The sequence below is a fragment of the Pseudoalteromonas translucida KMM 520 genome, assembly GCF_001465295.1.
In the GTDB taxonomy this organism is placed as follows: Bacteria; Pseudomonadota; Gammaproteobacteria; order Enterobacterales; family Alteromonadaceae; genus Pseudoalteromonas; species Pseudoalteromonas translucida.
Genome location: NZ_CP011034.1, coordinates 2,883,049 through 2,905,394, shown reverse-complemented (window position 1 = coordinate 2,905,394; position 22,346 = coordinate 2,883,049). Strand labels below are relative to the sequence as shown.

General features: G+C 40.2%; 26 protein-coding genes and 1 riboswitch. Of the genes, 11 read left to right on the top strand and 15 right to left on the bottom strand.

What is annotated here, in order from left to right:
• The first annotated feature begins 52 nt into the window (after positions 1 to 52).
• Positions 53 to 973 carry an EamA family transporter RarD gene (gene rarD / locus PTRA_RS13465; RefSeq protein ID WP_058374161.1) on the top strand — a complete coding sequence of 307 codons (921 nt, stop codon included), beginning with the start codon at positions 53 to 55 and terminating at the stop codon, positions 971 to 973.
• Between the two features lie 112 nt (positions 974 to 1,085).
• Here the strand turns inward: rarD and PTRA_RS13460 are convergent, their stop codons facing one another.
• Complete coding sequence (locus tag PTRA_RS13460) at positions 1,086 to 1,460, bottom strand: MaoP family protein (protein ID WP_011329217.1); 375 nt, start codon at positions 1,458 to 1,460, stop codon at positions 1,086 to 1,088.
• Between the two features lie 90 nt (positions 1,461 to 1,550).
• Here PTRA_RS13460 and PTRA_RS13455 point away from each other — a divergent pair, with 90 nt between their 5' ends.
• The 8 genes from PTRA_RS13455 to ung all read left to right on the top strand — a co-directional run bounded on the left by PTRA_RS13455 (position 1,551) and on the right by ung (position 9,213).
• Positions 1,551 to 2,414: a LysR family transcriptional regulator gene (locus tag PTRA_RS13455; RefSeq protein WP_011329216.1), complete on the top strand. Its 864-nt coding sequence runs from the start codon at positions 1,551 to 1,553 to the stop codon at positions 2,412 to 2,414.
• A 162-nt stretch (positions 2,415 to 2,576) separates the two neighbouring features.
• Positions 2,577 to 3,515: a porin gene (locus tag PTRA_RS13450; protein ID WP_058374160.1), complete on the top strand. Its 939-nt coding sequence runs from the start codon at positions 2,577 to 2,579 to the stop codon at positions 3,513 to 3,515.
• Between the two features lie 32 nt (positions 3,516 to 3,547).
• Positions 3,548 to 3,699, top strand: a riboswitch (cobalamin riboswitch).
• A gap of 81 nt (positions 3,700 to 3,780) precedes the next feature.
• Positions 3,781 to 4,593, top strand: coding sequence for an ABC transporter ATP-binding protein (locus tag PTRA_RS13445; protein ID WP_058374159.1), 813 nt, complete (start codon positions 3,781 to 3,783; stop codon positions 4,591 to 4,593).
• Position 4,594: 1 nt separating this feature from the next.
• Entirely contained in the window at positions 4,595 to 5,596 is a 1,002-nt protein-coding gene (locus PTRA_RS13440) for a FecCD family ABC transporter permease (protein WP_058374605.1), read from the top strand.
• Between the two features lie 9 nt (positions 5,597 to 5,605).
• Positions 5,606 to 7,096: a cobyric acid synthase gene (locus PTRA_RS13435; protein ID WP_058374158.1), complete on the top strand. Its 1,491-nt coding sequence runs from the start codon at positions 5,606 to 5,608 to the stop codon at positions 7,094 to 7,096.
• A complete protein-coding gene (gene cobO / locus PTRA_RS13430) occupies positions 7,080 to 7,679 on the top strand; it encodes a cob(I)yrinic acid a,c-diamide adenosyltransferase (protein WP_058374157.1) in 600 nt (199 codons plus the stop codon). Before PTRA_RS13435 ends, cobO begins: the two co-directional genes overlap by 17 nt.
• Positions 7,679 to 8,554 carry a cobalamin-binding protein gene (locus tag PTRA_RS13425; RefSeq protein WP_058374156.1) on the top strand — a complete coding sequence of 292 codons (876 nt, stop codon included), beginning with the start codon at positions 7,679 to 7,681 and terminating at the stop codon, positions 8,552 to 8,554. The genes cobO and PTRA_RS13425 overlap by 1 nt, the downstream gene beginning before the upstream one ends.
• The gene (ung, locus tag PTRA_RS13420) at positions 8,551 to 9,213 is read left to right on the top strand and encodes a uracil-DNA glycosylase (protein ID WP_058374155.1); all 663 of its coding nucleotides are present in this window, start codon (positions 8,551 to 8,553) and stop codon (positions 9,211 to 9,213) included. The genes PTRA_RS13425 and ung overlap by 4 nt, the downstream gene beginning before the upstream one ends.
• Before the next feature lie 55 nt (positions 9,214 to 9,268).
• Here ung and PTRA_RS13415 read toward each other — a convergent pair whose 3' ends face one another.
• The gene (locus PTRA_RS13415; protein WP_011329208.1) at positions 9,269 to 9,448 is read right to left on the bottom strand and encodes a DUF3545 family protein; all 180 of its coding nucleotides are present in this window, start codon (positions 9,446 to 9,448) and stop codon (positions 9,269 to 9,271) included.
• 270 nt (positions 9,449 to 9,718) lie between these two features.
• Complete coding sequence (gene tal, locus PTRA_RS13410) at positions 9,719 to 10,669, bottom strand: transaldolase (protein ID WP_058374154.1); 951 nt, start codon at positions 10,667 to 10,669, stop codon at positions 9,719 to 9,721.
• 231 nt (positions 10,670 to 10,900) lie between these two features.
• Here tal and yaaA point away from each other — a divergent pair, with 231 nt between their 5' ends.
• Positions 10,901 to 11,680 (top strand): peroxide stress protein YaaA, encoded by a 780-nt coding sequence (gene yaaA, locus PTRA_RS13405; RefSeq protein WP_011329206.1) that lies wholly within the window; start codon positions 10,901 to 10,903, stop codon positions 11,678 to 11,680.
• 132 nt (positions 11,681 to 11,812) lie between these two features.
• The gene (locus PTRA_RS13400; protein WP_058374153.1) at positions 11,813 to 12,763 is read left to right on the top strand and encodes a mechanosensitive ion channel family protein; all 951 of its coding nucleotides are present in this window, start codon (positions 11,813 to 11,815) and stop codon (positions 12,761 to 12,763) included.
• A gap of 93 nt (positions 12,764 to 12,856) precedes the next feature.
• On the opposite strand, the gene mgtE is transcribed toward PTRA_RS13400, so the two are convergent.
• The 12 genes from mgtE to PTRA_RS13340 all read right to left on the bottom strand — a co-directional run bounded on the left by mgtE (position 12,857) and on the right by PTRA_RS13340 (position 22,189).
• Positions 12,857 to 14,215, bottom strand: a complete 1,359-nt coding sequence (gene mgtE / locus PTRA_RS13395) for a magnesium transporter (RefSeq protein ID WP_011329204.1) — start codon at positions 14,213 to 14,215, stop codon at positions 12,857 to 12,859.
• Between the two features lie 147 nt (positions 14,216 to 14,362).
• Positions 14,363 to 14,635 (bottom strand): HPr family phosphocarrier protein, encoded by a 273-nt coding sequence (locus PTRA_RS13390; protein WP_011329203.1) that lies wholly within the window; start codon positions 14,633 to 14,635, stop codon positions 14,363 to 14,365.
• A gap of 43 nt (positions 14,636 to 14,678) precedes the next feature.
• Positions 14,679 to 15,524: an RNase adapter RapZ gene (gene rapZ / locus PTRA_RS13385; protein WP_058374152.1), complete on the bottom strand. Its 846-nt coding sequence runs from the start codon at positions 15,522 to 15,524 to the stop codon at positions 14,679 to 14,681.
• A 21-nt stretch (positions 15,525 to 15,545) separates the two neighbouring features.
• Positions 15,546 to 15,998, bottom strand: a complete 453-nt coding sequence (ptsN, locus tag PTRA_RS13380; RefSeq protein WP_041454569.1) for a PTS IIA-like nitrogen regulatory protein PtsN — start codon at positions 15,996 to 15,998, stop codon at positions 15,546 to 15,548.
• A 4-nt stretch (positions 15,999 to 16,002) separates the two neighbouring features.
• On the bottom strand, positions 16,003 to 16,290 hold the full coding sequence (hpf, locus tag PTRA_RS13375) for a ribosome hibernation promoting factor (protein WP_011329200.1): 288 nt from the start codon (positions 16,288 to 16,290) through the stop codon (positions 16,003 to 16,005).
• 26 nt (positions 16,291 to 16,316) lie between these two features.
• Complete coding sequence (locus PTRA_RS13370) at positions 16,317 to 17,810, bottom strand: RNA polymerase factor sigma-54 (protein WP_058374151.1); 1,494 nt, start codon at positions 17,808 to 17,810, stop codon at positions 16,317 to 16,319.
• 69 nt (positions 17,811 to 17,879) lie between these two features.
• Complete coding sequence (gene lptB, locus PTRA_RS13365; RefSeq protein ID WP_058374150.1) at positions 17,880 to 18,605, bottom strand: LPS export ABC transporter ATP-binding protein; 726 nt, start codon at positions 18,603 to 18,605, stop codon at positions 17,880 to 17,882.
• The gene (gene lptA / locus PTRA_RS13360) at positions 18,602 to 19,147 is read right to left on the bottom strand and encodes a lipopolysaccharide transport periplasmic protein LptA (RefSeq protein WP_058374149.1); all 546 of its coding nucleotides are present in this window, start codon (positions 19,145 to 19,147) and stop codon (positions 18,602 to 18,604) included. The genes lptB and lptA overlap by 4 nt, the downstream gene beginning before the upstream one ends.
• Positions 19,137 to 19,691, bottom strand: coding sequence for an LPS export ABC transporter periplasmic protein LptC (gene lptC, locus PTRA_RS13355; RefSeq protein ID WP_058374148.1), 555 nt, complete (start codon positions 19,689 to 19,691; stop codon positions 19,137 to 19,139). The genes lptA and lptC overlap by 11 nt, the downstream gene beginning before the upstream one ends.
• Complete coding sequence (kdsC, locus tag PTRA_RS13350) at positions 19,688 to 20,239, bottom strand: 3-deoxy-manno-octulosonate-8-phosphatase KdsC (RefSeq protein WP_011329195.1); 552 nt, start codon at positions 20,237 to 20,239, stop codon at positions 19,688 to 19,690. The genes lptC and kdsC overlap by 4 nt, the downstream gene beginning before the upstream one ends.
• The gene (locus tag PTRA_RS13345; protein ID WP_058374147.1) at positions 20,240 to 21,211 is read right to left on the bottom strand and encodes a KpsF/GutQ family sugar-phosphate isomerase; all 972 of its coding nucleotides are present in this window, start codon (positions 21,209 to 21,211) and stop codon (positions 20,240 to 20,242) included.
• Between the two features lie 9 nt (positions 21,212 to 21,220).
• Positions 21,221 to 22,189, bottom strand: a complete 969-nt coding sequence (locus tag PTRA_RS13340) for a calcium/sodium antiporter (RefSeq protein WP_058374146.1) — start codon at positions 22,187 to 22,189, stop codon at positions 21,221 to 21,223.
• Positions 22,190 to 22,346: the final 157 nt, after the last annotated feature.

The following is a 22,346-nucleotide window of genomic DNA, read 5'->3' as shown; positions in this document are numbered from 1 at the left end:
TAAAAGTTTGCGGAGTAAACTGGCGACCTTTTGAATAACTAAGTGTTTATTTATGCCGATTGATACCGAGAAGCGCAAGGGCGCCATTTTGGCTTGCATCGCTTTTACTATATGGGGTTTAGCACCTATATACTTTAAGCAACTCCAGCATGTAACAGCATTTGAAATTTTAACGCATCGTGTTGTGTGGTCGGTGATGTTTTTAATTATTATTGTGTGTATTTTAGGCCAGTGGGATAGAATTAAACGCATTATAGTACAGCCTAAGTTATTGTTAATGCTGGTTTTAACCTCGTCGATACTGGGGTTTAACTGGGGCTTGTTTATATGGGCGGTTAATAATAATCATATGCTCGATGCCAGTTTAGGTTATTACATTAATCCGTTACTAAATGTATTACTGGGAGTGTTGTTTTTAGACGAACGTTTACGTAAATTTCAAATGGTTGCTGTTGCTTTAGCATTTACCGGTGTATTGCTGCAGTTAATAAGTTTTGGCTCATTTCCTGTGGTTGCTTTTTCGTTAGCTATATCATTTGCAATATATGGTTTACTGCGTAAAAAACTGCCAGTGGAAGCGTTGTCTGGTATTTCAATAGAGGCATTTATACTCTTGCCAGTAGCGCTTATTTATTGGTATTTAATGGTGCCTACAGCAACGTCAAGCTTGCCTGCTAATGAGTGGCATACCAATGTTTTACTCATTAGTGCCGGGATCATTACCACCTTACCACTACTGTGCTTTACCGGCGCAGCTAAGCGCTTGCAATACACCACTTTAGGCTTTTTTCAGTACATAGGGCCAAGTTTAATGTTTATATTAGCTGTGATGCTTTACGGTGAAGTGTTTGATGCCGAGCGTGTAGTAACATTTGTTTGTATTTGGAGTGCATTGGCTATTTTTAGTTGGGACTCTTTTAGGCAATCTCGGAAACGTAAAAAAGCCGCTATTGTTGCCTCAGGCGTGGTTTAAAAGTTAGTTAACTTAAGTAAGCCCGTAGCGCGATGTATTTTGTACTCGCGCTAGGCTTGGTGTATGTTTAACTATTTAAATTTAAAACGTAAAAATTAAATAGTTTAAGCAATTACATACTGTCTGACTCGGCGTAATAGTCTTGGCTTATTGGTGCTGGGGTCGCTATTTTTGAGCGGCCAAATAATGTATGGAACTTTGCTTTGCTTGTTGTTAACTTTAAGTATTTAACCCAAGCGCGCTCAATTGCATTGGTTGGCTCTAAAGCACCACTAATAACAGCGACAAATTGTTGCTGATGTTCATTTTGTGGCTCTAGGGCTTTATTATGTAAGCCTTTTAAAACAACACCGTGTTGCTCTAATATACTGGCTTCTAATAAGGTAAAGTTTCCGCTGCGACCAAATCCGCGTGGGAAGTTTTGATCATCAAAAAACTGACGTTGACTAACAAATGCTTGGCGAAGTAGTGAAATATCATTGCTCATTGTTGTACCCTCATACCTTGGTAATTGCTGGAGTATGCGGCAAGTTTGCAAATATTTTAAACAAGTTATTTTTATCGTGAGGATAAAAAATTGGATATCGATTTATTAAAAACATTTGTTGAGGTAGTGCGCACTCGTCACTTTGGCAAAGCGGCTGAAAACCTTTATATCACGCAGTCTGCAGTAAGCTTTAGAATTCGTCAATTAGAGCAAGGGCTTGGTGTTAATTTGTTTATTCGCCAGCGCAATAATATTCAACTAACAGCGCCAGGTGAGCGTTTATTACCCCATGCACAAATGATCATTACCGGCATGCAAAGAGCAAAAGTAGATGTGGCACTTGCCGATAATATGCATAAACAAATTTGCCTTGCGGGTACACCAAACATTTGGGATGCGTTTTTACAGTTTGGTATTACTAATATTGTATCGGCAATGCCCGGTGTGTCTTTGGTGGCTGAGGTAAAAGCACAACAAGAAAGTACCCGCCTGTTATTAGAGCGCACCTTAGATTTAGCTATTTTATTTGATCCACCCAAAGTTGATGAACTGGTAGTTGAGCGAATTTGTGAACTCCCCATTATACCAGTAAGCGCGTTTGATACTGCCAGTTACGATAACTTTTTTGATAACCAGTACGTATATGTTGACTGGGGCACGACGTTCTCACTGTGGCATGCTCGCCAGTTTACTGGCAAAACTCCACCTTACTTTAGAACAAGTACCGGGCGTATAGCACTCGATTTAATATTGCAATGCGGAGGGAGTGCATTTATTCCTCAAGTGCTTGTTGCTGCGCATTTAGAAAAAGGCGAGTTATTTCATGTGAAAGACGTGGAAACCACCTCGCGCGATATATTTGTTGCCTATCACAGAGACAATGAGCAAAAAGAGTTAATAGAAACATTAGTAAATTTATTAACCCAAATGACCCCTAAGTTACCTGTAGAGTAAGGACAATGTTTTTGCTGTATATGTACGTTTGATTGCAACTATTATGTATTTTTATGAATTTAAAAGTGTAAAAATATGACGGCTGTAATATTTTTGTCACTTAACAGTGCCAAACTTCTGTCGCATTAAAAACGAGTCTGTTGTGATTATCGAGGAAATAACATGAAATTTGTAAAGTCGAGCTTATGTATAGCTTTATTAGGTGGTTTATCTTTTAATGCGCTTGCTGAAGTGGATTTTTACGGTAAAGCGAATGTAACACTTCAGTCGTCGGATGATGGCGAAGGCTCTTTTACCGAAATTAAAAGTAACTCATCACGTTTGGGCTTAAAAGGGTCTGAAAAAATATCTGATGGTTTAGAAGCTGTTTATAAGTTTGAATTTCAAGTTGATGTTTCTGACGCCGACTCAAAAGGCGATAATGACGACAATATTTCTGCTCGTAATCAATATATAGGTTTAAAAGGTGCGTTTGGCCAAGTTGTAATTGGCCGTAACGATACCGCGCTTAAGCAGTCTCAAGGCAAAGTTGATTTATTTAGCGATTTAGAAGCCGACCTTAAAAATGCCTTTAAAGGCGAAAATAGAATGGGCAGTAGTGTTTCTTATGCCTCTAATTCTTACCAAGGTTTTAAGCTATTAGCTACGTTTGTTGCAGAGGATAGCGATGCAGCAGATGCTAAAAATGGTTATTCAATGGCTGTAACTTATGGTGACGCAGCTCTTAAAAAGAGCGCAATTTATGCCGCTATTGCTGCCGATAGCGAAGTGAACGGCTACGATGTAGTGCGCGCGTCAATACAAGGTAAAGTAGCCGATTTTAAATTAGGTGCTATGTATCAAACGCAAGAAAAAGTTGATGGCAGTAGCGAGGCCGACGGTTATTTATTAAGTGCAGGTTACACTATGGCTAGCAACACCTTTAAATTGCAGTACCAGGCAATGGATTTTAAAGGCGGTGATGACAAAACGGCTATTTCGGCAGGTGTTGATCATCAGTTAAATAAAAACACTAAATTATTTGGTTTTTATTCTAATTTCGATATGGACAACAACGTTGACCAAGATTACCTAGGTGTAGGTATAGAATATAAATTTTAAGCAGCGCTTAGCACTGTTTTTTTAAACCGTACTTTGTTAAGTGCGGTTTTTTTTGCTTTAAATTATTTACTTAGCCACCCATAATAGAGCATTCATTTGGAATGAGGTGCAACTCCTCAACTGTTCCCGCAACTGTAATTAGCATAACGCTTTAAGTCAGATACAAATAAACTATTTTAACGAGCGGGTTTACTCATCTTCAAATTATGTACTAGCCATAGTTAGTTGCATTGTTAGTGAGCGCATTCCTGCCTAGGGCTAACTATTGCAAACTCAAACGCCATTAAATACACCATTGTTAAGCGTTAATCGCGTGTCGTGGAATATTGGCAGTAAAACTATTCTCAACAATATTAATTTGCAAATAAAGCAAGGTAAGTTCGTTGGCTTAATTGGCCCCAATGGCGCAGGTAAGTCGAGTTTACTGCGGTGTTTGTATCGCTTTAATCAGCCCACAGCAGGGCAAATTAAATTTAATAATACCGATATTTGGCAGTTAAAGAGCCATGAATACGCAAAGCAGGTTGCGGTTGTTTTACAAGAAACTCCATCACAATTTAATTTAACTTTATTAGATGTTGTTGCACTAGGGTTAACACCACATAAAGCATTATTTAGCACCACCACAACAGCCGACACACAAAAAATAATCCAAGCTATAGCGCGAGTTGGTTTGCAGGATCATACAGATCAACGTTTTGAGTCGCTTTCGGGGGGGGAAAAGCAACGCGCGTTAATTGCTCGGGCTATGGTGCAGCAACCGCAACTGTTAATTATGGATGAGCCAACCAGCCACTTAGATGTGAAGTATCAAATTCAGGTAATGGAGCTGGCTAAATCACTTGGCGTTACTGTGTTTGCATCGTTTCATGATTTAAACTTAGCCGCGGCAATGTGCGATGAGCTGGTGGTTATAAATCACGGCGAAATTGTTAATACAGGCTCCCCCATCGATGTGCTCAGCGAGGACATGCTTAATGATGTATTTGGTGTCTGTGCACAAGTAAGCCAGCACCCGCAAATGTCTAAATTAGGTGGTGTTATTCCACATATTACTTACTTTTATGGGTATGAATAATATGCGCATAGTTAACAATCATTCAATAGCACTTTTAGTCACTGTATTAGCTGCGTTATTTACGTTATTTACGGCGCTGAGTTATGGCGCTGCCGACACGTCATTGACGGATGTATTTAAAAGTATTTTCACCTCAACTGAGGGCTCCTTTAACACCCGAATTATTGTTGAATTAAGAATGCCACGCACATTACTGGCATTTTTAGCTGGCAGTGGCTTAGCCATTGCTGGGCTTATTTTGCAAACCGTGACGCGTAATCCGTTAGCTGATCCTTATTTATTTGGGATATCGTCTGGGGCGTCTTTGGGGGTCGTTATACTCATGGCGTTTGTGGGTATTAGTGCGGGCTTTGCATTATCGGCGGCGGCATTGGCTGGCAGTTTAGTGGCTATGAGTTTACTTATATTGATTGCAGGGCGGCAGCAGAGTGGGCAAGTAGAATCTATGCTGCTGGCAGGTGTGGCCTTGTCATTTTTATTTAGTGCATTTACCAGTTTATTACTTTACTGGAGCGATCCTCAGGCAGTTGCGGCTATTTTATTTTGGACGCTCGGTAGTTTTGCGCGGGCGCAGTGGGCAACGCTGTGGTTACCTTTTGTGGTTATTGTATTGTGTACATTTACAATGCTTAGTTTTAGGCGCCAACTTAATGCCATGCTGCTCGGCGATGAAAGTGCTATAACACTGGGTGTGCGGGTACATCGCTTTAGAATATTGATGTTGGTTTTAAGTTCGCTGATAACGGCAGTATTAGTGGCTATGTGCGGCGGAATTGGCTTTGTAGGATTAATGGTGCCGCATATAGTGCGCTTTTTTATCTCCCAAGGTAGCTTATCGGGTTTACTAGTAACGAGTTTGGTGGGCGGTACTTTTATGGTTTGGGTTGATGTGCTAGCGCGCACGTTATTAACGAATCAAGAGTTACCGGTTGGGGTTATTACTGCAGCTATTGGTAGCGTGTTCTTTTTAAGCTTATTGTATTTTCGTAAGCGCCAGGTGTAGGGCTATAAAATGAAAACGTTAATGGTGCAAGGCACTACATCCGATGCAGGTAAAAGTACACTGGTTGCGGCGCTGTGTAGAGTATTTGCTAATAGAGGGTTACATGTAGCGCCATTTAAGCCACAAAATATGGCATTAAATAGTGCAGTTACAGATGATGGTGGTGAAATAGGTCGTGCTCAAGCACTGCAAGCTATAGCGGCAAAGGTGGCACCTGAAATTGACTTTAACCCCGTATTACTTAAGCCAAATAGCGATACTGGCGCGCAGGTTATTATTCATGGTAAAGCCATAAGTAATATGGAAGCTGGCGCGTATCACGATTATAAAAAAGTAGCTATGGATGCAGTAATTACGTCGCATAACCGTTTAGCAAAACGTTTTGATTTACTGCTGGTGGAAGGGGCGGGCAGCCCAGCCGAAATAAACCTCAGAGCCAACGACATTGCTAATATGGGCTACGCCGAAGCCGTTGACTGCCCCGTAATTATAATTGCCGATATAGATAAAGGCGGTGTGTTTGCTCATTTAGTGGGTACTTTGGCATTATTGAGTGAGTCGGAGCAAGCGCGGGTAAAAGGCTTTGTAATAAATCGTTTTAGAGGCGATATAAGCTTGTTACAAAGTGGGCTTGATTGGCTGGAACAGTACACAGGTAAACCGGTGTTAGGCGTATTGCCGTATTTACACGACCTAGCATTAGACGCTGAAGATGCAATTGCTATAGATAATACGCTAACTAATGCCAGCGTTAATATTGCGGTGCTGCTCGTGCCGCACATTAGTAACCATACTGACTTTGATGCACTGCGCTTACATCCCAATATAAATATTAATTATGTAGCGCATACACAAGCGATCCCCGATGTTGATTTGATCATTTTACCGGGGAGTAAAAACGTATTGAGTGATTTAGCCTTTTTAAAAAATGAAGGCTGGGATACACAAATAAAACGCCATTTACGTTATGGTGGTAAAGTGCTCGGTATTTGTGGTGGTATGCAAATGCTTGGCAATAGTATTAATGATCCCCTAGGTGTTGAGTCATCATTACAGCAAATGCCGGGGTTAGCGTTAAGTAATTTTACTACCACACTTACAGCAAAAAAAATATTGAGTAATGTAACCGCAACTATGCAATTAAATAACCAGCAAACAGTTTGTAGTGGCTACGAAATTCATGCAGGAATTAGCCAAGGTGAAGCACTTAACAAACCATTTTTAAGCTTTAATGAACACCCAAATGGCTTTACAGCCGATGGGTTTATTAGTGATGATAACGCCATAGCGGGTACTTATTTACATGGCTTATTTGATCAAGCGAGTGCCACATTACAAATATTAAAGTGGCTCAAAGCCGATACAGCTATTAATCCGGTTAATATTAACCAGCACCGTGAGCAGCAACTAGAGCGTTTAGCAGCCATGTGTGAAACGCATTTAAATATTGCACACATTATTAAAATTTATGAAGGGCATAATCATGAGCGAACAAAGTAAAGATAAACATCAGCAACGCCAACAAAAATTAAAAGATCAAGTTGATGCACGAATAGCTGCAGCGCAACAAGAAAAAGGTATTTTTCAGGTTATAACCGGTAATGGCAAAGGTAAATCGACCTCGGGCTTTGGTGTGGTAGCACGTTGTGTTGGCCATGGAAAAAAAGCCGCTGTGTGCCAGTACATAAAAGGCACTTGGGAATGTGGAGAGCGTAACTTGTTACAGGGTGCGGGTGTAGAGTTTGTGGTAATGGGCACAGGCTTTACATGGAATACCCAAGACAAGGAAAGCGATACCGCAGCCGCGCAAGCTGCTTGGCAAGAGTCAAAGCGACTGCTTAGTGACGCAAGCTTAGATGTAGTGCTGCTCGATGAGTTAACCTACATGGTAACCTATGGGTATATTGATGTAGATGAAGTGCTAGAGGCGATTAGCAACAGACCGCCAATGCAGTCGGTTATTATTACCGGCCGTGCAGCCCATCGTAAATTAATAGAACTGGCTGATACAGTAAGCGAAGTGCGTAATGTAAAACATGCATTTGATGCAGGAGTTAAAGCTCTGCAAGGTTTTGATTACTAATGCTTAAACAGCTTGTTATTGGCTTATTGTTACTCTGTGTATCGCAGCATGCGCAGGCTAATAAGATACAAATTGATAAAGTACAGCCGGCTAAAGCGCTGCGTATTGTGGCACTGGCCCCGCACATAGTAGAAAACCTGTATGCAATAGGCGCGGGAGATAATATTGTTGGCACAGTTGATTACGCCGACTACCCAGCAGCGGCAAAAAACATTACTCGTATTGGCGGTTACTATGGTATTTCAATCGAAAAGCTTTTAGTACTTAAGCCAGATATAGTAATTGCTTGGAAAAGTGGTAATCAAAGCGATGATTTAGCACAAATAGAGCGTTTGGGTATTAAGCTTTATTTAACTGATCCAACTACAGTTACAGGCATTGCCGATGAGTTGCTTATGCTAGGCAAACTTACCGGTAACATTAAACAAAGCGAGCAAGTGGTAAAAGCATTTAATACTAAACTTGCAGCCATTAAAGCCAAGCAACAGGGTAAAAGTAAACTCACTGGCTTTTATCAACTCTGGTCTGAGCCGATGATGACAGTGTCGAAAAATACCGGAATAAGTGAGTTAATGGCTACTTGCCAAGTAACCAATGTATTTGCAAATAGCCGCACCGACTATCCACAAATAAGCATAGAAAATGTGATAGTAGCTAAGCCGCAAATTATAATTATTCCGGATGAAAAATCAGCAACACCGCAACCCACTATTAATTGGCAGCAATGGCCAGAAATACCCGCAGTAAAAAATAAACAATTTTTATCTGTAAATGCTGACTTACTACATCGTTTTTCAGCGCGAATGCTAGATGGGCTGGCCGACATGTGTGATAAAATAGCCGTATCACGCCAACAAATAAAGAACATACAATGAGCGATTGGACTGCATTTTTAAAGCAAGAATTACAGCAAGCATATATGCAGCAAACACTCGACTACGTTGCTAAGCGCCGCAGCGAAGGCGTTGCTGTTTATCCTCCAAAAGAGCAAGTGTTTAGCGCATTTACTGCAACACCGCTTAGTGATATACGTGTTGTTATTTTAGGGCAAGATCCTTACCACGGTGAAGGCCAAGCACATGGTTTGTGTTTTTCGGTATTACCTGAGGTTAAAAAACTGCCACCTTCGCTTAAAAATATTTATAAAGAGCTGGCTAGCGATATAAGCGATTTTGTTATTCCTACCCATGGCTACTTGCAAAGCTGGGCAGAGCAAGGAGTATTTTTACTCAATACAGTGCTTACGGTAGAGCAAGGCCAAGCCCACTCGCATAAACACTTAGGGTGGGAGCAATTTACCGATAAGGTTATTGCGCATATAAACACCCATTGTGAAGGCGTAATATTTATTTTGTGGGGTGCTCATGCACAAAAAAAAGGTAAGGGAATTGATAGCGCACGCCAGCATATTTTAGCAGGGCCACATCCGTCGCCACTGTCTGCTCACCGAGGGTTTTTTGGCTGTAGGCATTTTTCAGCCACTAATGCGTTATTACAATCTCAAGGTAAAACGCCGATTAATTGGCAAGTATAATTTTAACTTTTAAAACCAAAGGCCCGCAATAATGCGGGCCTTTTTAGTTAGTCGTTTAAAAGTCGAGTTCATTAACGGCTATGCTGTCTGTAAAGTAGTCCAACTCCTGTAGTTCTTTGCGTAAACGATACTTTTCTTGTATTGCTTCGATTTCGCGCCATCTTCTTTTTTTATTTTTTTGAGAAGCTTCCTTTTTTGTTTCAGGACCTTCTATTATATTGCTCAGGCTATCCATGAATATCTCCTTTAGACTGCATTTGATACCAGTCTTATTAAAAACATAAGCTATAACGGCTCACTAATTTAATGCAATAGGTATTAACTTCGCGAATACCTATACCATAGGCCTAGCTAAAATAGAATATAAAAGTGACATTTATGTTACTAAAGTGTGATTTGTTGATGAAGGTTTGCTTTATGATGGGTTTATAAGTTTTTTGCATATAAATTGCAGGCATAAAAAAACGCCGCAACTGCGACGTTTTTATACAAGCGTTTAAGCCAATTACATGGCTTTAAAGCGTGCTTCTAATTGCTCTTGGGCATCAGCAAAAGAGCGAATACCTTCAGCTAACTTTTCAGTCGCCATAGCATCTTGGTTATGCAACCAACGAAATTGAGCTTCGCTAAGCGGTGCCGGTTTTGGCTGCTGCGCAACATCTTTTGCTAGTAAATATTCTGGTGCATCTTCAAGGTTACCCAACTCCTCTAAAAGGTTAGGGCTAATAGTTAGCTTATCGCAACCAGTAAGGGCAATAATTTCGCCGGTATTACGAAAACTTGCGCCCATAACTACCGTTTTGTAGTCGTGGCGCTTATAAAATTCAAAAATGCTGCGTACAGACTGCACCCCAGGATCTTGCAGTGGGTCGGTCGGCTTTTCCATACCATTAGCTAGGTGCCAATCTAAAATACGACCTACAAATGGTGAGATTAAAAATACGTTTGCGTCAGCACAAGCACGTGCTTGGGCATCACTAAACAATAAAGTAAGGTTACATTTAGTACCTTCTTTTTCTAGTTGTTCAGCGGCTTTAATACCTTCCCAAGTAGAGGCTACTTTAATTAAGATTTTATCTTTGCTTACGCCTTCTTTTTCGTAAAGGCTAAGTAGCGTGTGCGCTTTCTCAATAGTTGCTTGGGTATCAAACGAAAGACGTGCATCTACCTCAGTAGAAATATAACCAGGTACAATAGCGCTAATTTCTTTACCTAATAATACCGCAAAGTAGTCGCAGGCTAGCGCAAGTTGCTTAGCTGGATCTTGCTCGGTTTCTTTAGCGTAGCTCCATGCTTTATTTAAATAAGGCTTATAGGCTTCAATCTCGCTCGCTTTTAATAACAATGACGGATTGGTCGTTGCGTCTTCTGGTTGATGCTTTTTAATTGCTTCAATATCACCCGTGTCGGCCACGATTGATGAATGTTGTTTTAGCCTTTGTAGCGCGTTAGTCATTTGCTTTCCTCATTCCAAGCAAGTTAAAAGAAAATCTAAACTACTTTAATATTACACCATACTGCAACAGCGAAGTAATGCTTGATAGGTCTTATGTCCTTATCAATATAAAAACGGTTATGTATGAATTATTAAGGTAGGATCAGTCTGTTTAATATTAAACAAAACGTGCTTTTCGTTTCATTTAATGTTGAAATTGACATTAAATAAATTACAAGTCAATAGCTAACTATGATCACTGTTATTTCACCTGCAAAAAATCTTGATTACACCACGCCACCTGCAACCGATAAGTTCACTCAACCGGAATTACTTGAGCACAGCGAAGCACTGATGCAAGTATGCCGTGAACTAACCCCTGCGCAAATTGGCAGCCTGATGAAAATTAGCGATAAGCTCTCAGGGCTTAACGCTGCTCGCTTTAGTGAGTGGGCACAGCCATTTACCACAGAAAACGCTAAACAAGCGGTACTGGCCTTTAATGGCGATGTATATGGTGGTTTAGATGCCAGCACGCTAACGGCTAATCAGCTTGATTACGCACAAAGCCACCTACGTATATTATCGGGCTTATATGGGCTTTTAAAGCCGCTTGATTTAATGCAAGCGTATCGCCTTGAAATGGGCACTAAGCTTGAAAACAGCCGTGGTAAAAACCTGTATGAGTTTTGGGGCAGTGTTATTGCTAATAAACTTAACGAGGTATTAAAAGCCGAAGATGCCCAATACTTAGTTAATCTTGCTTCAAACGAGTATTTTAAAGCGGTTGATAAAAAAGCCCTTAATGCACAAATAATTACTCCACATTTTAAAGACTGTAAAAATGGTCAATATAAAGTAATTAGTTTTTACGCTAAAAAAGCGCGAGGCATGATGGCGCGTTACCTCATCGAAAATAAAGTAACTCAGCTAAGCCAGCTTAAAGAGTTTACAGTAGCGGGTTATTATTTTAGCGCCGAAGCAAGTGTGAAAGAGCTTGAACCGGTATTTTTACGCGATGAACAAAGCTAAAGTTTAAATCTTTACCTAATCTATAAAAGCCATGCACCGCATGGCTTTTTTAATACTGGCGCTATACTTGCAATTGATATGCGAATTCAAGATTGATTTTAATCACATTATAAAGCAATAGGTGCAAGTTACATGTTTAGTATTCCCTCAATTAGCGACGCCGAAAAACTTATCGAAGAAAAACTCGGAGGGTGGTTTGATGTTGTTATAAGCCATATTCCTAATTTTATTGTGGCAGTTATTATTGTCATTCTATTTTCTATGCTGGCTCGCTTTGCCGGTAACTTAATGAAAAATATATTACGCCGCTCCCTCGATTCAAAACAGATAGCTGATTTAATGGCTTCTATATTTAAAGTACTGATATTAAGTGTAGGAGTGTTTATAGCGCTGGATTTTATGGGCTTAAAAGGCACTGTAACGTCATTACTAGCCGGTGCCGGTATTGTTGGTTTAGCGATTGGTTTTGCATTTCAAGATATGACCGAAAACCTAATAGCAGGTATTGCTATGGGTATCCGTAAGCCATTTAAGCCAGGCGATGTAATAAAAACCGATGATGTGTTTGGCTCTGTGCATTCAATAAACCTGCGCAATACACTAATAGAGAGCTTTTATGGGCAGCAAATATTAGTGCCTAATAAAATACTATTTAGAAATGTATTACGAAACTACAGCACACTAGGTGTTAGGCGCATAGAAGTGCCGGTAAGAATTTCATTAACTGAAGACATAGAAAAAGCCGCAAACGTTATTGTGGATAAAATTAATCAATTTGAGTTTGTAATACGCCAAGATGAAACGGCCGTATACGCAGAGAGTTTTGGCGACAGTAGTATTAATTTATTATTATGGTTTTGGATTAAATACCCAGGTGAGCCGGACTTTATGACAGTACGCCACAAGGGAGTTGTGGCAGTACAGCAAGCACTAAATGAGGCTGATATTCGTATTCCATTCCCAATACGCAGTTTAGATTTTGGGGTTAAAGGCGGCGAAAATCTCGATGCAATAATAAGTAATAAAGTAAGTACACCATCGGCTGATCAAGAAGGAGCAGATGGCTCTACAGCCAATAAATAAGGCTAAATAGCTTGGACGCTGGTTAAATTATATTGCGTAAAAGTTACTTTTAACCAGCGCGTATTTACACAGTAATATGTGCTGGTTTACTGATTAAACCAGCAACCAAGTTGCGGTGCCTAAAAAGGCAAAGATACCTACTATATCGGTTACTGTAGTGAGTATTACACTGCCAGCCAGTGCAGGGTCTATTTTCATACGTTTAAGTATTATAGGAATACACGCACCCGCCACACCCGCAACAACTAAGTTCATAAACATTGCAAACGCCAGTACCGCGCCAAGCATTAAGTCCCATTGCCATAGGGCAATAACACTGGCAATTAAAACAGCCCATAAAATACCGTTTAATGCACCAATGGCGAGTTCTTTTATCATTACAAAGCGTTGGTTAGTTTGGTTAATATGACCTACTGCTATACCACGAATAACCAAGGTTAATGACTGGCTACCGGCCACCCCACCCATCGAGGGGACAATGCCGTTAAGCACGGCTAAAATAGGCAGTATTGCTAAAGTACCTTCAAAAAAGCTGGCAACAAAAGCAGCAGCCAGAGCCGTTAATAAGTTAACACCTAGCCAAACAGAGCGTTTTTTTGAGCTTTTTAAAACCGGTGCAAAGGTATCTTCTTCATCATCAAGACCCGCTAAACCTAATAGGTGATGTTCTGCGTCTTCGCGTATTACATCAACGATGTCATCGATAGTAACACGGCCAAGTAGTTGGGCATTGTCGTCAACTACTGGGGCTGATATCCAGTTATGACGTTCAAATAATTGCGCCACTTCGCTTTCATCCATCGAAATAGGAATAGACTCACAGTCTTCATCCATCAGGTCATGAACAATTTTTTCGGGCGAATTGGTTAGTAAGGTACTTAACGATAAAGCGCCTAAAAAGCAGTTATGTTTATCGACAACGTAAAGGTCATCGGTACCTTCTGGGAGTTCGCCGCGCAAGCGAATGTAACGCAGTACCACATCTAGGGTTACATCAGGGCGAATGGTTACTGTATCTGTGTTCATCAGCGCGCCAGCAGAGCGTTCTTGATAGGAGAGTGCTTGCGTAGCACGTTCTCTATCTTGAATGTCCATGGCGCTAACCACGTCTTTATAAACCGTGTCAGGCAGGCTTCGCAGTACTTCACCTAAGTCATCGTGGCCCATGTCTTCAGTGGCAGCAGCAATGTGCTTAGGTTCCATTTGGGCAATAATGCCTAAACGTACATCTTCAGAGAGTTCTTCAAGAACATCACCTTGTACATCTGGATCAACTAATTGCCAGAGCAGGCGACGAACTTTATGCGGTGATGATTCTAGTAAAAGTGCGGTATCACAAGGAGCTGTTTTTGCCAGCATACGCCTAACTTGAACAAACTGACCACTATTGAGTGACTTGGTCACTTGTTGTAATTGTTGTAGTGGGTAGTCTTGTTCGAAAGTTTCGGGCATTGGCGTCCTTAATTTATTTTTATAACGTTAGGGAAGAAGTTAATCATTAACTTCGTTCAGTTTATCTTACTTTTTTTAGCCAAACTAGCTTAAGGTATTACTAACCCCATATTTTAGCTCGTTTACTTGGTTTAAATAAAGTGTCTGCTATTCTTGTTCGTTAAAGCGCTGCGCTATTAATTGGCCAACGGCATGTAACGCATGCTCTGCATCGGGTCCTTCGCACACTACTTTTACTTCTTTACCTTGGCTGCTTTCAAGTAGCATTAAAGCCAGTACGCTATCGCCAGCGGCTTCTTTTTCATCCTGAAATAAGGTAATAGATGCGTCAAATTGTACCGCTAATTGTGCTAATACGGTAGCGGCTCTAGCATGCAGACCAAGTTTGTTTTTTATTAAAAACGTATTTTCTAAGCGCATAAGATACTCTACTTAAGCTGAACAGATGATTATTTAAATTGAATTATTTTTCTTGCTCGCGATGGCGAATTTTTACATTAGGGTGAGACATAGCAAAGCTTTCACCAATTGTTTGCGCTAAATAAACTGAGCGATGCTGACCACCGGTACAGCCAATAGCAATCGTTAAGTAACTACGATTATTACGCTCTAGGTGTGGTAACCACGTTTGTACAAATGTTTGAATTTGCCAAGTGAATTTTTGCACAATACTATGACTAGCTAAATAATCTTTAACGGGTTGATCTAGCCCAGTTAAAGGCTTTAGCTCAGGTTCCCAGTGTGGATTTGGTAAAAAACGCGCATCAAAAACATAATCAGCACCTTTGGGAATACCATGCTTAAAGCCAAACGACTCAAAGGTAATGATAAGCTGTTTGTCTTTTTTACCGAGTATGGTTTCACGCATAGATTCAGCAAGTTGATGCACACTTAAATCGGTTGTATCAATGACATGATCAGCCCGTGTTACGAGTACATCGAGTAATTCTTTTTCTTTTTGTATTGCTAAATCTAGCGGTAGCGAATCAATCGAGAGCGGGTGCAAACGACGCGTTTCTGAATAACGGCGGATTAATGTTTGATCGTCGCTATCTAAATAAAATAACGTTGGTTTAGCAAAGTCGGGCAAGTACTCAAGAATATCGTTAAACTGCTGCTGATCTTTAGGCAGGTTACGCACGTCTATACTAACGGCTATTTTATCGTAGTTATCAGAGACACTGCGCACTAATGAAGGCAGTAAATTTACCGGAATATTATCTACACAATAGTAACCTAAATCTTCAACAACACGTAAAGCAACCGATTTACCAGAACCCGATCGGCCACTTATAATAATTAATTCCATTTACCACCCCTTTATTAGTAACTAGGATTGATCCAAAATAACTTGGTATAACGCTTCATCAGACTTTGCCGCACGCAATTGCTTACAAAACTCTTTATCGTTTAGTTTATCAGCTATTGTGGCTAGTGTTTTCAAGTGCTGCTGGTTATCGCCATCGGGCACTATAAGTGCAACAAAAATATCAACTGGACGATTATCAATTGCATCAAAATTAATAGCGGTTTCGCTTATTAAAATTAAGGCAAGAGGTTCCTGCGCCCCGCTCATACGGCCATGTGGAATTGCTATTCCTCGGCCAATACCGGTACTGCCTAGCTTTTCTCTTGCTAATAAAGCAGTGAGAATATCTTGCTGGGGTAAATACGGCATTTTTTTATGCGCGAGTTCACTGATGAATTCTAAAATTCTTTTTTTACTATTAAAAAGGACCACAGCTTTGCTGCAGTCCTGGCATATAAGTGAGCTTAATTTCATAGTGTTAGTGTCGAGCAAACTTCTCTTTGTGTTTAATTACTTGACGATCGAGTTTGTCAATCAACGAGTCAATGGCAGCGTACATATCTTGGTGTTCGGTCGATGCAAATAGCTCAGCGCCACTTACAAAAATTGTTGCTTCAGCTTTTTGACTTAATTTTTCTACATCGAGAATAACATGCACATTAGTTATGTGATCTGAGTGTCTTTGCAGCTTTGCAAATTTATTATTTACATAGTCTCTTAATGAGTCTGTAATGTCTACATGACGACCAGTTAAGTTTAGTTGCATCAGCATTTTCCTCTTTGTTGTACGTCTTAAATCAAGCTTTTACGTTGATTCGACGGGGGAATAGCCAGAGATTCGCGATATTTTGCAATTGTCCGTCTAGCTACTTTAATTCCTTGCTCAGCCAATATATCTGCAATCTTGCTATCACTCAATGGTTTGGCTAAGTTTTCTGCAGCGATCAACTTTTTAATCAAGGCACGTATGGCAGTTGATGAACATTCGCCACCATTTTCGGTGCTTACATGGCTTGAAAAAAAGTACTTAAGCTCAAAAATGCCACGTGGAGTGTGCATATACTTTTGCGTAGTGACCCGTGAAATAGTCGACTCGTGCATTTCAACTATTTCGGCAACATCGTTTAAAACCATAGGTTTCATGGCTTCTGGGCCATGTTCAAAAAATGCTTGTTGTTGCTTAACAATACAATTAGTTACTTTTAGGAGTGTTTCATTTCTACTTTCTAGGCTTTTAATAAACCATTTAGCTTCTTGTAAGTGCGAGCGAATAAATTGGCTGTCACCACTGGATTTTACCGTACGAGACATAGCCGCATATTGGCTGTTAACACGTATTTTTGGCATGCTATCTGGGTTTAGCTCTACCACCCAGCGGCCTTTTATTTTTTTTACCGACACGTCAGGTATAACGTATTCAGATTCTTCTCTGACAATGGTATCCGCAGGCTTAGGATTAAGCGTATGAATAAGTGTCATTATTTCTTTAAGCTCTTCTTCTTTGAGCTTAGTTTTTTTCATTAACGTACGATAGTCGCGAGCAGCGAGTAAATCGATATGATCAGTTAACACCATTTTTGTTTCGTTAATATAAGGGGTGTCTTTATCAAATTGATTTAATTGAATACATAAGCATTCTTGCAAGCTGCGAGCTGCAATACCAACAGGATCAAATAATTGAATGCGCTTTAGCACGGCTTCTATTTCATCTAGCTCTACTTCGTGTTCGTCATCACTTTCTTGGTTAAAGCTTGCTAAAAGATCTTCGCAACTGAGGGTTAAAATACCAGAGTCATCTACGGCTTCAACAATAGCTATAGCAATAGCTTCATCGGTAGGACTAAAAGGAGTGAGCTGTAATTGCCACATTAAGTATTCATGCAGGGTTTCGGTTGATGCACCTTGATAAATAGATTCATCTTCAGGCATTGGCCCTGATGAAGAGGCAGGCGCTGCGCTCATATATTCATCCCATGATACATCCATGGCCATATCGTCGCTTATGGTGTCTTTGTTTAGTGCTTCACCGCTATCTTGCTCATACTCGCTTGGGGTGTCATCGGCAGAGGCGCTAACAGTAATGTCATCTGCTTTTTGCTCGTTTTTACCAGCTGATTCTTCCGTGTAATCTTGCTCATCAACTTCAAGTAATGGGTTGCTATCAAGTGCTTCTTGTATTTCTTGCTGGAGATCCAAGGTACTAAGCTGCAATAAGCGAATAGCCTGTTGCAGTTGCGGAGTCATTGTAAGTTGCTGGCCCATGCGCAGCTGTAATGATTGCCTCATTTATCTCTAACAATCCTTATAAATTGATATGATTAATCTTAGCAGATGCTTATAGTAATAACATAAATATTACAGTTTGAACTGCTCGCCTAAATAAACATCACGTACTGTTTTATCATTTAATACAAATTCAGGAGTACCAGATGCAATTAGCTCCCCATGAGAAACAATGTAGGCTTTTTCACAAACATCAAGGGTTTCCCTTACATTGTGGTCGGTAATTAGCACGCCAATACCACGGTTTTTAAGATGTTCTATAATTTTTTTAATATCGAGTACTGAAATAGGATCCACGCCAGCAAAGGGCTCATCAAGTAATATAAATTTAGGATCTGCAGCTAAAGCACGTGCTATTTCTACGCGGCGACGTTCACCACCAGATAGCGCCATGCCTAAGCTGTCGCGAATATGTTGCAGGCTAAATTCGTCCAGCAAGCTATTTAGGGTTTCTTCTCTGGCTTGTTTGTTTAGTTGCTTACGCGTTTCTAAAATAGCCATTAAATTTTGATACACAGTGAGCTTTCTAAAAATAGAAGATTCTTGTGGTAAATAACCAATACCTAAACGAGCACGGCTGTGCATAGGAAGTAGGGTAATATCGTTATCATCAATTGATATTTTACCTTTGTCGCTAGGAACTAAGCCTACAATCATATAAAAGGTCGTGGTTTTACCTGCGCCATTGGGCCCAAGTAAGCCAACAATGCTCCCTGCTTTTACTTCAAGGCCTACATTTTTAACAACTTCACGGCCTTTATAGCTTTTTGCTAATAGCTCTGCTTTTAATGTACTCATGGCTGACCTTTATTGAGTTTTTGTTCTTTTTTTGCGTCTATAGGCACTAAAATAGTGTGTACCCGATCAGTTGAGTTTTCATCTTTTTCAGCACTTATAAGCTGTTGTTCTATATCGTAGGTGATACTTTTAGCCGTGATTTTTTGCCCAGCTTGAGAAATGTTTGCATCTCCTACTAGGGTTAAAAAACGTTTCGCTACATCGTAACGTACTTCGTTAGCGCTGGCGCTCATGACAGTGCCATCTGCTTGCTTTTCTTCAAAATATGCAGGGCTGCCCGTGGCAATTAATAGTTGTTTATTATCGCCAAGCTCGTCGCGCTTATGTACTTCTAAACGATCGGCGGTGATACGACGATTACCGTGGATAATCTCGACGTTTTTTTCAAAAATACCAACATTTTCTTTTAGTTGACCTTCTTGTCGGTCAGCACTAATAGAAATTTGATTAGCTAGTGGGGAAGTACTTTGCTCTGCCGCATTACTATTAAATACAAGTATAAGCGATGGAATAATAAGTATTTTTGCAAGGTTATTGGTCATAATATAGTGTTCGCGTATGGTTAATTAGTTTTATCACCTCGGTTGTTAAATTGGCTTCAAGGCCTTTACCGGTGATCTTTAAATTCGGTCCAGTTATAATAACGGGTTGTTCGCTGCGCATAGTGAGTAGCTTTATATCTACTTGAATATTGTCGGCGGTGATTTTGTCTATCATTGCGCCATCAATTAAGTTTTGGGCAGTTACATTACCCTCTAAAATTAATTGTCTTTCATCGTAAAGTGTTGCTTCATCAGCATTTATACGCCAAGTTTGCCTGTCGTCGTACAATATAAAAGTAGGCTTTTCGAATAAGGTAAATCCTAGCTGCTCGTAAAGCTCCATTTTAACCGCAGTTACTTTATGGCTAATTTTACCGTTTTCGTCAAAAGCTGTTTGTTTTAGCTCAATGGCGGTGTAATCGGGTTTAGCTATTACTTCGGAGTCGGCTTTAACAACCGTATTTACCTGAGTAAAATAAGGGTACCAAAGCCAAACCATACAGCTGATGAATAAAACGCTTAAGACTATGCGCGCTATATTCATGAACTAGTGCCTTGGCTGGTTAATGGTTTATTGTTTTCAAGCATAAGTAAGTCGGTTAGCTCTCTTACTGCACCAAAACCACCCGGCATTTGCGTAGTATAATGTGCTAAGCGTTTAATTAGTGGATGCGCGTCGTTTACTGCTACTGCAAAGCCAACTAACTCCATAACAGGCATATCTGGGCCGTCATCACCAATATAAGCAATTTGCTCATCGCTTAAATTAAGTTTGTTTTTAAGTTCTTGGTAGGCAATAAGCTTGTTTTCTTGACCTTGATAAATATGCTGTACGGTTAAGCTGGTCATGCGTTGTTGTACTATTTGCGAGTGCCTGCCGGTAATAACCGCTACTTCAAAGCCGCTGTTAATAAGTGCTTTAATACCAAAGCCATCTTTTGTATTAAATGCTTTTAGCTCTTCACCTTGGTTGCCAAGGTAAATTCGGCCATCAGAAAATACGCCATCAATATCGCATATAAGTAGCTTTACTTTTTTTGCGCGCGCTTTAGCGTCATCACTTAGCGCTTGATAGAGTTCTTCAAATTGCATTTATAATACTCCTGCTTTAAGTAGGTCTTGCATATTGAGTGCCCCAATAGGCTGATTATGCTCATTAATAATAATTAAGCCATTAATACGTTTATGTTCCATAATATTAAGCGCTTGCGCAGCAAGCATATCTTGGGTTGCCGTGGTACACGATTTAGTCATCACTGCATCTATTAGCGTGGTATGAATATCAACGCGTTGCTCTAAAATACGACGTAAATCACCATCGGTAAATAACCCGGCGAGTTGCTGATTATCGTCAACTATGGCGGTCATACCTAAGCCTTTAGCTGTCATTTCAATCAGCGCATCTTTAATGGTTTGCGAAGTAGTTATAATAGGCGTATTTACACCGCTGTGCATAACATCTTTTAAGGTGAGCAGTAATCGCTTCCCTAAACTGCCACCGGGGTGCGATAGTGCAAAGTCATCGGCAGTAAATCCGCGCGCTTCTAACAGTGCTACCGCCATTGCATCGCCCATTGCGAGTGTGGCAGTGGTACTTGCTGTTGGTGCTAAGCCTAATGAGCAGGCTTCTTTTTCTACTTTAATGCATACATGCACGTTAGCAAGTGTTGCCATAGTTGATTGCGTATTTCCTGTCATGGAAATAATTTTTGCACCAAGGCGTTTTAACACGGGAATAATATTAAGTACTTCACTGGTTTCGCCAGAGTTAGAAATAAGCATAACGACATCGTTTTTAGTGATCATGCCTAAATCACCGTGACTGGCTTCGCCAGGGTGCACAAAAAAAGCAGGGCTGCCAGTACTTGCTAAAGTTGCCGCAATTTTATGGCCAATATGCCCCGACTTACCCATACCAATAATTATAATACGGCCGCTGCAGTCATACATAAGCTGACATGCCTGATGAAAATTATCATCTACATATTGTTTTATATCAAAAAGTGCTTGGCGCTCGATATCAAGAACGCGTAGTCCTTGCTCGATAAAACTTAGCTTGGTCATAGACAACTCTTACCCTATTTGACTAAAAATGTAACCTTGGTAAATCAAAAATGCGCTTAGCAGTAAACCACCCTCAACTCTATTGATACGCTGTGCGCCTCTAAAGTTCAATGACATAACAATAAGTGCCAAGGTTGCTGCAATCATAATCAGTACATCACGATTAGCAATAGAAGGGTCGATTACCGATGGGTTGATAATACCGGCAAGTGGTAACACGGCTAAAATATTAAAAATATTTGAGCCCACAATATTACCCAGTGCTAGATCATCTTCATTTTTAAGCACACCTGCAACAGACGCTGCCAGTTCTGGTAAACTGGTGCCAATAGCAATAATAGTTAAGCCAATTACCAAGTCACTTAAGCCAAAGAATTTTGCAATATCGACAGCTGAGCCAACTAAAAAATGAGAACTAACAGGAAGTAATATCAAGCCCACAATTAGCCAAAATACTGCCTTTTTAGTAGGAACGTTATCGGGTACTTCATCGCAGGCCTCGTTTACAAATGGATCATTATTATTTTTAGCTCTTAGGGAAATAATAATAAGTCCAAAAATAAATACAACAAAACCAATAAGTAAGGCAATTGCTTCTGGGTATGAAAAATAGTTATCTGAAAAAATATACCAAGTAGCTAACGAAATAATTAATACCAGAGGTATTTCACGTTTTAAGGTACTTGATGAAACAGACAGCGGGCGCAATAAAGCGGTAATACCCAGTACTAATAAAATATTGGTTATGTTTGAGCCAACGGCATTGCCTATGGCCGTATCGGTTTTGCCTGCTAAAGCGGCAGAAGCCGAAACCATCATTTCAGGTGCAGATGAACCCATTGCAACAACGGTTAACCCGACAATTAAAGTAGGCACGCCAAAGTTTTTCGCCAGTGCTGCGGCGCCATAAACGAACTTGTCTGCGCTCCAAACTAGGCCAGCAAGACCAAAAATTAAAATAACAAATGAGGTAACCATTGTATTGAACCAGTAATTGAAAATACATATTGCGCGAATAGTAACAAAAGCCAATCTGAAAGTATAAATAAAACAGTGGCGAAGAGGACGGTTAATCACTTATTTTATAAATATTTAGGGTATGCTATGCAAAGGTTTAAGCCAAGGTTAAGGTGGT